The 14070-nt window shown below is 73.2% G+C and carries 12 protein-coding genes; 8 read left to right on the top strand and 4 right to left on the bottom strand.

What is annotated here, in order from left to right; all coding sequences use genetic code 11:
- Positions 1-230 precede the first annotated feature (230 nt).
- Positions 231-2735 (top strand): helicase-associated domain-containing protein, encoded by a 2505-nt coding sequence (locus tag AB0Q90_RS17495; RefSeq protein ID WP_363161258.1) that lies wholly within the window; start codon positions 231-233, stop codon positions 2733-2735.
- 59 nt (positions 2736-2794) lie between these two features.
- On the top strand, positions 2795-4438 hold the full coding sequence (locus AB0Q90_RS17490; RefSeq protein WP_363161259.1) for a DNA repair helicase XPB: 1644 nt from the start codon (positions 2795-2797) through the stop codon (positions 4436-4438).
- Positions 4439-4454: 16 nt separating this feature from the next.
- Here the strand turns inward: AB0Q90_RS17490 and AB0Q90_RS17485 are convergent, their stop codons facing one another.
- Complete coding sequence (locus AB0Q90_RS17485) at positions 4455-4637, bottom strand: hypothetical protein (RefSeq protein ID WP_363161260.1); 183 nt, start codon at positions 4635-4637, stop codon at positions 4455-4457.
- Positions 4638-4931: 294 nt separating this feature from the next.
- Between AB0Q90_RS17485 and AB0Q90_RS17480 the strand changes: the two genes are divergently transcribed.
- Entirely contained in the window at positions 4932-6983 is a 2052-nt protein-coding gene (locus tag AB0Q90_RS17480; protein WP_363161261.1) for a UvrD-helicase domain-containing protein, read from the top strand.
- Between the two features lie 447 nt (positions 6984-7430).
- Here AB0Q90_RS17480 and AB0Q90_RS17475 read toward each other — a convergent pair whose 3' ends face one another.
- Positions 7431-8123 (bottom strand): copper homeostasis protein CutC, encoded by a 693-nt coding sequence (locus tag AB0Q90_RS17475; RefSeq protein WP_363161262.1) that lies wholly within the window; start codon positions 8121-8123, stop codon positions 7431-7433.
- Positions 8124-8216: 93 nt separating this feature from the next.
- On the opposite strand from AB0Q90_RS17475, the gene AB0Q90_RS17470 reads away from it, so the two are divergent.
- Entirely contained in the window at positions 8217-8882 is a 666-nt protein-coding gene (locus tag AB0Q90_RS17470) for a hypothetical protein (RefSeq protein ID WP_363161263.1), read from the top strand.
- 9 nt (positions 8883-8891) lie between these two features.
- Entirely contained in the window at positions 8892-9995 is a 1104-nt protein-coding gene (locus AB0Q90_RS17465) for a GNAT family N-acetyltransferase (protein WP_363161264.1), read from the top strand.
- Between the two features lie 21 nt (positions 9996-10016).
- Here the strand turns inward: AB0Q90_RS17465 and AB0Q90_RS17460 are convergent, their stop codons facing one another.
- Together AB0Q90_RS17460 and AB0Q90_RS17455 are read right to left on the bottom strand one after the other, a co-directional pair.
- Complete coding sequence (locus AB0Q90_RS17460; protein WP_363161265.1) at positions 10017-10283, bottom strand: DUF4031 domain-containing protein; 267 nt, start codon at positions 10281-10283, stop codon at positions 10017-10019.
- The gene (locus AB0Q90_RS17455; protein WP_363161266.1) at positions 10280-10675 is read right to left on the bottom strand and encodes a hypothetical protein; all 396 of its coding nucleotides are present in this window, start codon (positions 10673-10675) and stop codon (positions 10280-10282) included. The genes AB0Q90_RS17460 and AB0Q90_RS17455 overlap by 4 nt, the downstream gene beginning before the upstream one ends.
- A gap of 55 nt (positions 10676-10730) precedes the next feature.
- On the opposite strand from AB0Q90_RS17455, the gene AB0Q90_RS17450 reads away from it, so the two are divergent.
- From AB0Q90_RS17450 to AB0Q90_RS17440, 3 genes are read left to right on the top strand one after another with little or no spacing between them, the layout of a single operon-like run.
- Positions 10731-11654, top strand: coding sequence for a MurR/RpiR family transcriptional regulator (locus AB0Q90_RS17450; RefSeq protein WP_363161267.1), 924 nt, complete (start codon positions 10731-10733; stop codon positions 11652-11654).
- Between the two features lie 38 nt (positions 11655-11692).
- The gene (gene murQ, locus AB0Q90_RS17445) at positions 11693-12622 is read left to right on the top strand and encodes an N-acetylmuramic acid 6-phosphate etherase (RefSeq protein ID WP_363161268.1); all 930 of its coding nucleotides are present in this window, start codon (positions 11693-11695) and stop codon (positions 12620-12622) included.
- A gap of 16 nt (positions 12623-12638) precedes the next feature.
- The gene (locus AB0Q90_RS17440) at positions 12639-14000 is read left to right on the top strand and encodes a PTS transporter subunit EIIC (protein ID WP_363161270.1); all 1362 of its coding nucleotides are present in this window, start codon (positions 12639-12641) and stop codon (positions 13998-14000) included.
- Positions 14001-14070 lie beyond the last annotated feature (70 nt).

The raw sequence follows: 14070 nt of genomic DNA, 5'->3' as shown, positions 1-14070 counted from the left end.
AGTCCCTCCGGGGGTTGGCGCGTTGAAACCCCGCCGGACGACGGTATCGCGTCGAGGCGGGTGTCCTCGTAGGCGCCGGGCTGCGTCATCCAGCCCGTCCGGCGTTTGAGGACGAGGCCGTTCAGGCCGAAGCGGGGGTCTGGGGGCGCAGCCCCCAGGGACGCGCACCCCCGCTCAGCCGCACCGCACAACGGCCGACCCGTCGGAGACAACCCGCTAACGTGGGCAGGATGAGCGACCCGGCAGCCCCGCCCCGTTCCCTCGCGGAAGCGCTCCGCGTGCGGGACGACGCCTCCCTGGCCGTGCTCCTGCGCAGCCGTCCCGACCTCATCACCCCCGTCCCCACGGACCTGACCCAGCTGGCGACGCGCGCCGGCACGCGTGCGTCGGTGGTGCGTGCGCTGGAGCGGCTGGACCGGTTCGCCGTGCAGACGGCGGAGGCGCTGGCCGTGGCGTCGGATCCGGCGACGTACCAGGAGCTGCTCGGGCTGATGGCGGGCGACGGGGGCGATCCGGCCGTCGCCCGAGCCCTGCCGCACGCCCTGGCCACCCTGCGCGGGCAGGCCCTGGTGTGGGGCGCCGACGACCGTCTCCGCCTCGTCCGCACCGCGCGCGAGCTGCTCGCGCCCTCGCCGCAGCACCCGTCCCCGACCGGGCTCGGGCCGACGGTGAGCGAGGCGACGGCGGGCATGTCGCCGGGGCGGGTCCAGGAGATCGTCGCCGCGGCCGGGCTGGCCTCGACGCACGACGCCGTGTCCGCCGTGGCCTCGCTCACCGGTCTCTTCACCGACCGGCGGCGCATGGCGAAGCTGCTCGCGGGCGCCCCCGCCGAGTCCCTGGAGGCGCTGTCCCGGCTGGTCTGGGGACCGCCGTTCGGCCAGGTCACCGCCGATCCGGCGCCCCGGCTGCGCTGGCTGCTGGACCGCGGTCTGCTGCTGCCGACGACGCCCGGCACGGTCGTACTGCCGCGTGAGGCGGCCCTGCATCTGCGGGGCGGCCGTGCGCACCGGGCGGCCGAGCCGCTGCCGCCCGCCGTGGAGGTCACGGCCACCCACCGTCCACAGGCTGTGGACGCGGCGGGGGCCGGGCAGGCGTTCACCGCGCTGGCGACCGTCGAGGAGCTGCTGAAGGACTGGGACGAGGGCGGCCCGGCGGTACTGCGGGCCGGCGGGCTCAGCGTCCGCGACCTCAAGCGCACCGCCGTGGCCCTGGACGCCGCCGAGCCGGTCGCCGCGTTCTGGGTCGAGCTCGCCTACGTGGCCGGACTGATCGCCTCCGACGGCGAGGCCGACGAGCGGTACGCGGCGACCCCGGCCTACGACGAGTGGCTGGAGCAGGCTCCGGACCGCCGCTGGGCACAGCTGGCGGAGGCGTGGCTGACGGCGACGCGGACGTCGGGGCTGGTCGGCGGCCGGGACGCCAAGGACCGTACGCTCTCGGCGCTCGGCCCCGGTCTCGACCGCTCCGCCGCGCCCGAGGTGCGGCACCGGGTGCTGACCCTGCTGGCCGGACTGCCGCTGGGCGCGGCACCGGCCGCCGAGTCCGTGCTGGCCCGTCTGCACTGGGAGCGCCCGCAGCGCCGCGAGGAGGACCTGCGGTCCCGGCTCGCCCGGTGGACGCTGAGCGAGGCCGAGCTGCTGGGCGTCACCGGCCGGGGCGCGCTGTCGGCGCACGGGCGGGCCCTGCTCGGGGCGCCCGCCGTGCGGACCGCGGACGAGGAGCCGCAGGGCCCCGGCGACAAGCTGCCCGTCCACCACGTGCCGCAGCCGCTGGAGCCCCTGTCGCCCCCCGAGCAGGCCGCCGCCTCCGCGGCGGCCGCCCGCCTGCTCGCCCCGCTGCTGCCCGAACCCCTCGACCACGTCCTGCTCCAGGCGGACCTCACGGCCGTCGCCCCCGGCCCGCTCAAGCGCCCGCTGGCCGAGGTGCTGGGCGTGCTCGCGGACGTGGAGTCCAAGGGCGGCGCGACGGTGTACCGCTTCACGCCCGGTTCGGTACGGCGCGCCCTGGACGCCGGCCAGTCCGCGTCCGACCTGCACGCCTTCCTCGCCGCGCACTCCCGTACGCCGGTCCCGCAGCCGCTGTCGTATCTGATCGACGACGTGGCCCGCAGACACGGCCATCTGCGGGTCGGCGCGGCCTCCGCCTACGTCCGCTGCGACGACGACGCCCTGCTCAACGAGATCCTCGCCGACAAGCGCGCCGCCGGTCTGCGGCTGCGCCGCCTGGCCCCGACCGTGCTGGCCGCCCAGGCCGACCCGGCGACCCTGCTGGACGGGCTGCGCGCGATGGGCTTCGCACCGGCCGCCGAGTCCGCCGAGGGCGACGTCCTGATCACCCGCGCCCTCGCCCACCGCACCCCGCCGCGCACGGCCCCCGAACCGGTCCCCGACGGCCCGCCGGTCCCGGACGCCACGCTCCTGACGGCCGCCATCCGCGCCATCCGCGCGGGCGACGCCGCCTCCACCACGCCCCGCAAGGAAACCCCCTCCCGCACCGACGGCGCCCTCCCCCGCACCAGCGCCGCCGAGACCCTCGCCACCATGCAGGCCGCCGTCCTGACCGGGGAGGCGGTGTGGATCGGCTACGTCAACGCCGAGGGCGCCGCCAGCCAGCGCGTCATCGCCCCCGTCCGGGTCGAGGGCGGCTTCGTCACGGCGTACGACCACACGGCGGACGAGGTACGGACGTACCCGCTGCACCGGGTCACGGGGGTCGCGGAGCTGGCGGACGACTGAGCTTGATCGCCCGCTGTTGAGGCACACTGGACGTTTGGCCGTGCGGAAGGGATGCGTACGTGAACGGACCGCTGATCGTCCAGTCGGACAAGACCCTGCTCCTGGAAGTCGACCACGAGCAGGCCGACGAGTGCCGTCGTGCCATCGCGCCGTTCGCGGAGCTGGAGCGGGCGCCCGAGCACATCCACACCTACCGGGTGACACCGCTCGGGCTGTGGAACGCGCGTGCCGCCGGGCACGACGCCGAGCAGGTGGTGGACGCGCTCGTGCAGTACAGCCGGTATCCGGTGCCGCACGCGCTGCTGGTCGACGTGGCCGAGACGATGGACCGGTACGGCAGGCTGACCCTGTCGAAGCACCCCGCGCACGGGCTGGTGCTCACCAGCACCGACCGGCCGGTGCTGGAGGAGGTACTGCGGTCCAAGCGGATCGCCCCGCTGGTCGGCGCCCGGATCGACCCGGACACCGTCGTCGTCCACCCCTCCGAGCGCGGACAGATCAAGCAGACCCTGCTGAAGCTGGGCTGGCCCGCCGAGGACCTCGCGGGATACGTCGACGGCGAGGCGCACCCGATCGAGCTGGCCGAGGACGGCTGGGCGCTCAGGCCGTACCAGAAGCAGGCCGTGGAGAACTTCTGGCACGGCGGGTCGGGCGTCGTCGTGCTGCCCTGCGGCGCCGGCAAGACGCTCGTCGGCGCCGGGTCCATGGCCCAGGCCAAGTCGACCACGCTCATCCTGGTCACCAACACCGTCTCCGCGCGGCAGTGGAAGCACGAGCTGGTGAAGCGGACCTCGCTGACCGAGGACGAGATCGGCGAGTACAGCGGGACGAAGAAGGAGATCCGGCCCGTCACCATCGCCACCTACCAGGTGCTGACGACCCGGCGGAAGGGTGTCTACCCGCACCTGGAGCTGTTCGACTCCCGGGACTGGGGGCTGATCATCTACGACGAGGTGCATCTGCTGCCCGCGCCGGTCTTCAAGTTCACGGCGGACCTCCAGGCCCGCCGGCGCCTCGGGCTCACGGCCACCCTGGTCCGTGAGGACGGCCGCGAGTCGGACGTGTTCTCGCTCATCGGGCCCAAGCGGTTCGACGCGCCGTGGAAGGAGATCGAGGCGCAGGGCTACATCGCGCCCGCCGACTGCGTCGAGGTCCGGGTGAACCTGACGGACTCCGAGCGCCTCGCGTACGCCACCGCCGAGACCGAGGAGAAGTACCGCTTCTGCGCGACGACCGCGACGAAGCGGAAGGTGACGGAGGCGATCGTCCAGCGGTTCGCGGGCCAGCAGATCCTCGTCATCGGGCAGTACATCGACCAGCTCGACGAACTCGGCGAGCATCTGAACGCCCCGGTCATCAAGGGCGAGACCTCCAACGCCCAGCGCGAGAAGCTCTTCGACGCCTTCCGGGAGGGCGAGATCAGCGTGCTGGTCGTGTCGAAGGTCGCGAACTTCTCCATCGACCTGCCGGAGGCGACGGTCGCCGTCCAGGTCTCCGGCACCTTCGGCTCCCGCCAGGAGGAGGCCCAGCGGCTGGGACGGGTGCTGCGCCCGAAGGCGGACGGCCACCAGGCGCACTTCTACTCGGTGGTGGCCCGGGACACGATCGACCAGGACTTCGCGGCCCACCGGCAGAGGTTCCTCGCGGAACAGGGGTACGCGTACCGGATCATGGACGCGGACGAGCTGCTGGCGGGGGGCTGAGCAGACGCCAGGGGCGTCACTTGCGGCGGACGCCCGCTTCCTCGCCGTACTCGCCGAGGATCATGACGTCGAAGGCGGCGCCGGCGAACACGCGGATCGCGCGTACGGCGTCGCCCAGGCGGTGGTGGTGGCTGCCGAGGACCGGGCTGGCGCCGGAGGCCGGGGGGCCGGGGGCTGGGGTGATGGTTGCTGCGCTCATGTCTCCATGGTGGATTCCCGGACATAAAGGGGGCATCGGTCTGGGGGGCGAACCCGGTCCGCCGGCGCGTAGTACCAGGGAGGGAGGCGTGCCGTCGGGGAGGAGGGGGTGGGCTCCGGGCGTCCCCTAGGGGACGCGGGGGCGCTGGGGGGATTAATTCGTTGGCCTGCGCCCGGCCCGCTCACCTAGAATCTCCGCTCTTGCCCGCCTCCTCTCGGAGTGCCGCCGCCCGGACGGAAACCGGTCGGCTTCTCGCAGCGCCACCCGATCTGCAGGCCCACCGGAGGCACCCCCTTGTCCACGCCCATGCCCGCCGACGACCCCCTGTCCCGCGAGCGCTCCCACCTCGCCTCCTCCCGTGCCGCCCTGCGGGCGATGCGCGAGGACGTCGAGGCCCTCGACATCGCCGACGTCACCGCGAACTGGGTCAACGCCGAGGTCCTCGCCCACCAGATCGACGAGCGGATCAAGGCGCTCGCCGACCTCAGCGACACACCGCTGTTCTTCGGGCGCCTCGACTATCTGCACGCCCCGGGCGCGGACCGTTCGGAGGGGGCCGAGGGCGAGCGGTTCTACATCGGGCGGCGGCATGTGCACGACGCGGTCGGCGACCCGATGGTGATCGACTGGCGTGCGCCGGTGTCGCAGCCGTTCTACCGGGCGTCGAAGAAGGACCCGCTGGACGTCGGGCTGCGGCGCCGCTTCGGCTACACAGGCGGGGACCTGACCGCGTACGAGGACGAGCATCTGTCGGACCCGGCGGAGGCGGCCCGGACCAGCAAGCTGCTCCAGCAGGAGATCGAGCGGCCGCGTGTCGGTCCGATGCGGGACATCGTCGCCACGATCCAGCCGGAGCAGGACGAGATCGTGCGGTCCGGGCTGGGCGGGACCGTGTGTGTGCAGGGCGGGCCGGGGACCGGGAAGACGGCGGTCGGCCTGCACCGGGTCGCGTATCTCCTCTACGCCCACCGTGAGCGGCTGGCCCGGACCGGGACGCTGGTCATCGGGCCGAACCGGTCCTTCCTGCACTACATCGAGCAAGTCCTGCCCGCGCTGGGCGAGTTGTCCGTGCGACAGGCGACCGTCGACGACCTCGTCGGGCAGGTGGAGGTACGGGGCGCGGACGACGCGGCGGCGGCGATCGTCAAGGGTGACGCACGGATGGCGGAGGTGCTGCGCAGGGCGCTGTACTCGCACGTGACGATGCCCACGGAGGCCGTCATGGTCGTGCGCGGGTCGCGGCGGTGGCGGGTGCCGGCGTACGAACTCGAAGACATCGTGCGGGAGTTGCTGGAGCGGGACATCCGGTACGGGGCGGCGCGGGAGGCGCTGCCGCAGCGGATCGCGCATGCCGTGCTGGTGCAGATGGAACGGTCCGGGGAGGCGCCGGACGACCGGGTGCAGGACGCGGTGGCGCGCAGTACGGCGGTGAAGGCGGCGGTGAAGGCGGTCTGGCCGGTGGTCGAACCGGCGAAGCTGGTGCTGCGGTTGCTCACGGACGCGGACTTCCTCGCGGAGCACTCGGAGGGGGTTCTCTCCGAGGACGAACGGAAGACGATCCTGTGGGCGAGGCCGGTGCGGTCGGTGAAGTCGGCCAAGTGGTCCGCTGCGGACGCGGTGTTGATCGACGAGGCGTCGGATCTGGTGCAGCGGACGCATTCGCTCGGGCATGTGGTGCTGGACGAGGCGCAGGATCTGTCGCCGATGCAGTACCGGGCGGTGGGGCGGCGTTGTACGACGGGGTCGGCGACGGTGCTGGGGGATCTGGCGCAGGGGACCACGCCGTGGGCCACGCGGAGTTGGGCGGAGGCGTTGTCGCATCTGGGGAAGACGGAGGGGGTGGTGGAGGAGCTGACGGCCGGTTTCCGTGTCCCGACGGATGTCATCACGTACGCGTCGCGGCTGCTGCCGCACATCGCGCCGGGGCTGACGCCGGTGGCCTCGGTGCGGGAGAACCCGGGGTTCTTCGAGGTGCGGGGGGTTGGGGGTGCGGATGAAGTGGTCGCGGCGTGTGAGGAGTTGCTGCGCAACGAGGGGTCCACGGGGTTGATCGCTTCGGACGCGCGGGTCGCTGTGCTGGCGGAGGCGTTGCGGGAGGCGGGGATCGGTTACCTCGCGCCGGGTGAGGAGACGACTGCCTCGACGCGGCTGACGTTGGTGCCGGCGTCGTTGGCCAAGGGTCTGGAGTACGACTACGTCGTCCTCGACGAGCCCCAGGCCGTGGTGGACGGCGAGCCGGACGAACGGACGGGGCTGCGACGCCTGTACGTGACGCTGACACGAGCGGTGTCGGGGTTGATCGTGACGCACGCGACAGCACTGCCCTCGCAGTTGACGTCGCCCTGAGGCGGGGGGGCTGTTTTCGCCCCCGCCGCCCCTACCCATTCCCGTCCCCAGGGGCTGCCGCCCCTTCAACCCCGCCAGGGGGCTCCGCCCCCTGAACCCCCGCGGGGCTTCGCCCCTGCACCCCACCAGGGGCTCCGCCCCTGGACCCCATCGGCCTGAACGGCCTCGTCCTCAAACGCCGGACGGGCTGGAAGATGCGCACCGGCGCCCAGACGTGACCGCCCGGGGCAGCGCCCACCCGGGCAGGCGGTGCCCATGGAGCCGCCCAACTGCGGGCATGAGTGCCGCCTGGGGCGGCCCCGCTGCCAAAGAGAGGCGGCACCCCGATAGCGCCGGGCTGCGCGACCTACCCCGACGCCAGCCGGAGCGCCGGGCTGCGCGACCCACCCCCGGCCAGCACAGACCCCGGTCACGGACGAACCCCGGCCAGCCGGAGCCCCCCGCGCCTCACACCCCGTCCAGCACCCTCCGCCACTCCCCCACCGCTTCCGCGGACACGGGGCCCGTCCAGCCGGCCGGTCGGGCCGCGCCGCCGATGTGGAAGGCGTCGATTCCGGCGGAGAGGAGGTACGGGAGGTGGGGAAGTTGCAGGCCTCCGCCTACCAGGATCCGCTGCTCGTAGCCCGGTTCCCCGCCCCGCGCCGTCTCCGCCAGGAGGATCGGGAGGCCCTCGTCGACGCCTGTCACGGCACCGGCCGTGAGGTAGGTGTCGAGACCGGGCAGGCCGTCCAGGGCCTTGCGGAGCGCGTCGCGGTCAGCGGAGTGGTCGATCGCGCGGTGGAAGGTCCAGGGGCAGCCGTCCAGGACGCCCACGACTCGTTCCACCGCGCCCAGGTCCACGGACCCGTCCGGGTCCAGGAACCCGAGGACGAACTCCGAGGCCCCGGCCGCCCGCATCTCCTCAGCGACACCCACCAGCCGCCCGACGTCCCCCGCAGCGAACCCGTCCGACAGCCGCAGCATCACGCGGAGCGGGATGTCGACGGCGGCACGGATCCCGGCCACGGTCGCGGCCGGCGGGGTGAGCCCGTCGGCCGCCATGTCGGTGACCAGTTCGAGGCGGTCCGCGCCTCCGGCCCGGGCGGCGACCGCGTCCTCGACGTCGAGCGCGATCACCTCCAGGAGTGCACGCTTGCTCATGGGGCCCCATTCGTCTGCGGCGGTTTAGAGGTCTAGACCGTTTACAGGTCTAGTCCAATCCAAGACTACGCCCCGGTCACGGAGAATGGACGTATGGCCGATCTAGATGCCCTGCGCGCCCGCTTCGCCCGTGCCCTGGAAGGAGCCCGGGGCCTCGGAACCCCCGGCCCCGACCCCGTGCCGTACGCCGAGAACCTCCTCGCCCGCTGGCAGGAGCCGCAGCGCCGGTACCACACGCTCGCGCACCTGACCTCCGTCCTCGATCACATCGACGTACTGGAGAAGCACGCCAACGACCCGGACGTCGTACGGCTGGCCGCCTGGTTCCACGACGCCGTCTATCTCCCCGACCGCTCCGAGAACGAGGAACGCTCGGCCCACCTGGCCGAACGCGCTCTCCCCGAAGCCGGCGTCCCCGAGACGAAGGCCGGCGAGGTGGCCCGTCTCGTCCGGCTCACCGTCACCCACGACCCCGCCGACGACGACCACGACGGCCAGGTCCTGTGTGACGCCGACCTGGCGATCCTCGCGGCGCCGCCCTCGGCGTACGCCGCCTACACCGCAGCCGTCCGCGAGGAGTACCACTTCGTGCCGAGCGACGCCTTCCGCGAGGGACGTGCCGCGATCCTGCGCCAACTCCTCGCCCTGCCCAGGCTGTTCCGCACGCCGCACGGAGCGGGGCACTGGGAGGCGACGGCCCGCTACAACCTCACCTCGGAACTGGAAATGCTGTCGCTCCCCCCGACCCCCTCCGCATAGCCTGCGGCTATGCGAAACGTGGGCGGGGAACGTGTACAGGAGGCCGTGGCGAGCTCGGTGCAGCTGCTGCGGACCGTGGTCGACCGGGACTGGCAGGGGGCCAAGGCGGGCCGCCTGGAGTGGAGTCACCACGACACGGCCTTCCACATCGCCTCATGCCTCATCGCCTACGCCGGCCAGCTCGCCGGGCGGGCACAGAGCGCCTACGTCCCCTTCGAGATCACCCTCGACGACGGCACCGGCAACGACGGCCTGCTGGACGTCCTGGAGACCGCCGGCGCCCTGCTCACCGCCACCGTCCGCACCGCACCCCGTGAGGCGCGCGCCTTCCACCCGTACCCGTACCGCAGCGCGAACCGCGAGGGCTTCGCCGCGATGGGCGTCGCCGAGGTGCTGCTGCACACGCACGACATCGCCGAGGGCCTGGGGCTGAGCTACGCACCGGCCCCGGAACTCCCCGAGTACGTCCTCACCCGGCTCTTCCCGCACGTCCAGCCGGGCCCCGACCACTGGAGCACCCTGCTGTGGGCCACCGGCCGCGGCAACCTGCCCGACCGGGCCCCGGTCACCGAGTGGCGCTGGCAGAACAACCTCGTCCTGACCGCCGACCGCCTCACCCTCCAGGGCATCACGCCCGCGGCCGCCGCCGATCTGAACGCGGGCGGCGACGGCGGCTTCGAGTGGGTCGAGGGCGGACCGTACGAGGGCACCCGGGACGCCTCCGGGATGCTGCTGAAGGCCTACGAGGCGGGCGTCCACCGCGCGGAGTTCGGGGTCTTCGCCCTCGTACGCCGCGAGGACGGCAAGGCCGTCGGCGGCCTCGGCTTCCACGGCGCCCCGGACGAGGACGGCCGCGTCGAGATCGGCTACGACCTCGCGGAGTCGGCCCGCGGCAACGGCTATGCGACCGAGGCCCTGAACGTCCTCGCGGAGTATGCGCTCGCGCGGGACGACGTACGCACCCTGCTCGCGACGATCGATCACGACAACCTGCCGTCGCAGGCCGTCGTCACGCGGGCGGGCTTCGTGCGGGCGACGGTGGAGGAGGAGCAGGCGATGGGCGAGAGCCGCGAGGCGGACGGCCCGCTCCACGTGTACGTGCGTACGGCTTAGGGCCTGTCCGGCGGATCGGCCCTAAGCCTGCCGCCCCTTCCGCCTGCGCAGCCCCGCGCCGTACAGCAGCCGCACGACCTCGCGGCTGCTCACCTCCACCGCGCCCGCGGCCACCACATCCGCGTACCGGTGGGACGGAATGTCGTAGTGGTCCCGTTCGAAGGCCCGCCTGGGCACGCCCAGGCGCTCGGCGAAGGTGTGCAGTTCGGTGTAGGAGACGTCGCTGATGAGGTGGGACCACATCCGGCCGTGGCCCGGCCAGGCGGGCGGGTCTATGTACACCGTCACGAGGGCGTCGTCCCGCCGGCCGCCGAGCCCAGGGAGCCGACCGCCGCGACCTTCACGCCCGCCTTGTGGCACACCCATTGCGGGTCGGGGCCCAGCTCCGGCTCGACGTCCAGGGAGTGCGGGTCGCCGGAGCCGCAGACCGGGCACAGCGGCCAGCGGCCGTACCGCTCCAGCAGGGCGTCCTGCACGTCCTGCGCGACCAGACCGGCCACGAAGGCCGCGCCGTCCGGCCACTGCTCCACCCACCAGCGGCGCTCCACGACGGAGTCCTCGACCAGCGACACCACATCCGCCTCGGCCACCTCCCCGGCGATCAGATCGGCGAGCACAAGAGCGCGTGCCGCGTGCAACGCCTGTTCCAGAGGGCTGAGCGGGTGGCCGGAGGGATCCATGCCCCCATTGTGCGCACTCTTGACCACAACACCGAAGCGAAAATATCTTTCACACGTGACCCAGCATGTGAAGGAAACTTTCGGGAGCCCGGGTCCGCCCGGCGGCCCGCCCCCCGCGCCCGCCGCCCTCGCGGCCAAGGTGCGCACGCTGGCGCCGTCGATGACCCGTTCCATGCAGCGGGTCGCCGAGGCCGTCGCCGGCGACCCGGCCGGCTGCGCGGCCCTCACCGTCACCGGCCTCGCCGAACTCACCGGCACCAGCGAGGCCACCGTCGTCCGCACCGCCCGCCTCCTCGGCTACCCCGGCTACCGGGACCTGCGCCTCGCCCTCGCCGGCCTCGCCGCCCAGCAGCAGTCCGGGCGGGCGCCCGCCATCACCACCGACATCGCGGTCGACGACCCCATCGCCGACGTCGTGGCGAAGCTCGCCTACGACGAGCAGCAGACCCTCGCCGACACCGCGGCCGGCCTGGACACCGTGCAGCTCGGCGCGGCGGTCACGGCGGCCGCCTCCGCCCGGCGCATCGACGTGTACGGCGTGGGCGCCTCGGGGCTGGTCGCGCAGGACCTCACCCAGAAACTCCTGCGCATAGGGCTGATAGCCCACGCGCACAGCGACCCCCACCTCGCCGTGACGAACGCGGTGCAACTCCGCGCAGGCGACGTGGCGATCGCGATCACGCACTCCGGGTCGACCGGCGACGTCATCGAACCCCTGCGGGTCGCCTTCGAGCACGGGGCCACGACGGTGGCGATCACTGGGCGGCCGGACGGGCCGGTCACCCAGTACGCCGACCACATACTGACCACGTCCACCGCACGCGAGAGCGAGCTGCGCCCGGCGGCCATGTCGTCCCGGACCAGTCAACTCCTCGTCGTGGACTGCCTGTTCGTGGGAGTGGCCCAGCGGACGTACGAGACGGCCGCGCCCGCGCTCTCGGCGTCGTACGAGGCACTGGCGCACCGGCACCGGCGGTAGACAGCACCAGTAGACATTGCGAAAAGAGCCGCTCCTCCATGACCTCCACATCCCGTGATCTGCGCGCCGAGCTGGAGTCCCTGACCACCGAGGCCTTCCGCCCCGAGCTCGCCGACATCGACCGGCTGCCCACCCTCGACATCGCCCGCCTGATGAACGGCGAGGACACCTCCGTACCCGCCGCCGTGGCCGCACGGCTGCCCGAGATCGCCGCCGCGATCGACGCCGTCGCCGAGCGCATGGCGCGCGGCGGCCGCCTCCTCTACGCGGGCGCGGGCACCGCCGGACGGCTCGGCGTGCTGGACGCCTCCGAGTGCCCGCCGACCTTCAACACCGAGCCGACACAGGTCGTGGGGCTCATCGCGGGCGGCCCGGAGGCCATGGTCACCTCCGTCGAGGGCGCGGAGGACTCCAAGGAGCTGGCCCGCGCCGACCTCGACGCGCTCGCCCTCACCCCCGCGGACACGGTGGTCGGCGTCTCCGCCTCCGGCCGCACCCCGTACGCCATCGGGGCGGTCGAACACGCCCGCGCGCTCGGCGCGTTGACGATCGGCCTGGCCTGCAACGCCGACAGCGCGCTCGCGGCCGCCGCCGACCACGGCATCGAGATCGTCGTGGGCCCGGAGCTGCTGACCGGCTCCACCCGCCTCAAGTCCGGCACGGCGCAGAAGCTCGTCCTCAACATGCTCTCGACGATCACGATGATCCGCCTGGGCAAGACCTACGGGAACCTGATGGTCGACGTGCGCGCCTCGAACGAGAAGCTGCGCGCCCGGTCCCGCCGTATCGTCGCGCTCGCCACGGGCGCGGACGACGAGGAGATCGAGCGCGCCCTGGCGGCCACGGGCGGCGAGGTGAAGAACGCGATCCTGGTCGTCCTGGCCGGCGTGGACGGCCCGACGGCCGCCCGCCTTCTGGAGGAGTCCGGCGGCCACCTGCGTGCCGCGCTGGCGGCGGCGGTCGGCTGACCCCAGTCTTCGGTGGGTGAAGACCTCGTACGACACGGCCGCCGCGCTCCTGCCCCTGGTCGGCGGCCCCACGAACGTCACCTCCGTCGCCCACTGCATGACCCGCCTGCGACTGGGCCTGGCCGACGCCTCCCTGGTGGACGGGGAGGGGGTACGGGCGGTCCCCGGCGTCCTGGGCGTGGTCGAGGACGACGACACGTACCAGATCGTGCTGGGCCCGGGGACGGTGGCGACGGTGACCCGGGACTTCGAGTCACTGCTGCTGAAACGGGCACAGCAGCAGCGCAACGCGACCCCGGTGAAGCTGGCCCTGCGCCGGGTCGCGAACATCTTCGTCCCGCTGATCCCCGCCCTGATCGGCTGCGGGGTACTGGCGGGCCTCAACGGCCTGCTCCTGAACCTGGGTTGGCTGCCGGGCCTCACCCCCGCCCTGTCCGTGATCGCCACCGCCTTCATGTCGCTGATCGCGGTGTTCGTCGGACACAACACGGCGAAGGAGTTCGGCGGCACACCGGTCCTGGGCGGCGCGGTGGCGGCGATCGTCGTCTACCCGGGAGTCGCAAAGGTGACGGCGTTCGGCGTGACCCTCGCCCCCGGCCAGGGCGGAGTCCTCGGCGCCCTGGCGGCGGCGCTGCTGGGAACGTACGTGGAGAAGTGGTGCCGAGGCCGAATCCCCGGGGCACTGGACGTCCTGGTCACCCCGACCCTCACGGTCCTCGTCGCCGGCCTGGCCACGCTCTACGGCCTGATGTACGCGGCCGGCGCGGTCTCCTCGGCCATCGGCACGGCGGCGAACTGGCTGCTGACGACGACGGGCGCCTTCGCGGGCCTGGTCCTCGGCGGCCTGTTCCTCCCCCTGGTGATGCTGGGCCTCCACCAGGCCCTGATCCCCATCCACGCCACCCTCATCGAACAGCAGGGCTACACCGTCCTCCTCCCCCTGCTGGCGATGGCGGGCGCGGGCCAGGTGGGCGCGGCGGCAGCGGTGTACGTCCGCCTGCGCCACGACACGTCCATCCGTACGACCATCAAGTCGGCGCTCCCGGCGGGGCTGTTGGGCGTGGGCGAGCCCCTGATCTACGGGGTGTCGTTGCCGCTGGGCCGCCCCTTCCTGACGGCCTGTGTGGGCGGCGCCGCCGGGGGCGCCTTCGTCGGCCTGTTCGCGATGCTCGGCGACCAGGTGGGCGCGACGGCGATCGGACCGTCGGGATGGGCCCTGTTCCCGCTCCTGTCGGGCAACAGGGGCCTGGCCCCGACGGCGGCGATCTACGCGGGCGGCCTGCTCACCGCGTACGCGGTGGGCTTCCTGACGACGTATGCGGTGGGCCTCACCGGGAGTGCCTCCAGGGGTGACGGCTCACGGGGCCGGTCCACTTGATCAGCGGGGCAGCCTTCGCCGCCCAACTTCTGCCGTGATGGCAGTTTGTGCCACTTGTCAGTGGCGTCTG

Source organism: Streptomyces sp. NPDC079141 (assembly GCF_040686775.1).
GTDB lineage: Bacteria > Actinomycetota > Actinomycetes > Streptomycetales > Streptomycetaceae > Streptomyces.
This window is presented reverse-complemented; position numbering and strand designations above follow the sequence as displayed.

What these genes read in the sequence shown, in the direction of transcription:
- AB0Q90_RS17495 (WP_363161258.1), top strand. Translation starts at nt 231, where the DNA reads ATGAGCGACCCGGCAGCCCCGCCCCGTTCCCTCGCGGAAGCGCTCCGC.
- AB0Q90_RS17485 (WP_363161260.1), bottom strand. Translation starts at nt 4,637, where the DNA reads ATGAGCGCAGCAACCATCACCCCAGCCCCCGGCCCCCCGGCCTCCGGC.
- AB0Q90_RS17475 (WP_363161262.1), bottom strand. Translation starts at nt 8,123, where the DNA reads ATGAGCAAGCGTGCACTCCTGGAGGTGATCGCGCTCGACGTCGAGGAC.
- AB0Q90_RS17470 (WP_363161263.1), top strand. Translation starts at nt 8,217, where the DNA reads ATGGCCGATCTAGATGCCCTGCGCGCCCGCTTCGCCCGTGCCCTGGAA.
- AB0Q90_RS17465 (WP_363161264.1), top strand. Translation starts at nt 8,892, where the DNA reads ATGCGAAACGTGGGCGGGGAACGTGTACAGGAGGCCGTGGCGAGCTCG.
- AB0Q90_RS17455 (WP_363161266.1), bottom strand. Translation starts at nt 10,675, where the DNA reads ATGGATCCCTCCGGCCACCCGCTCAGCCCTCTGGAACAGGCGTTGCAC.
- murQ (WP_363161268.1), top strand. Translation starts at nt 11,693, where the DNA reads ATGACCTCCACATCCCGTGATCTGCGCGCCGAGCTGGAGTCCCTGACC.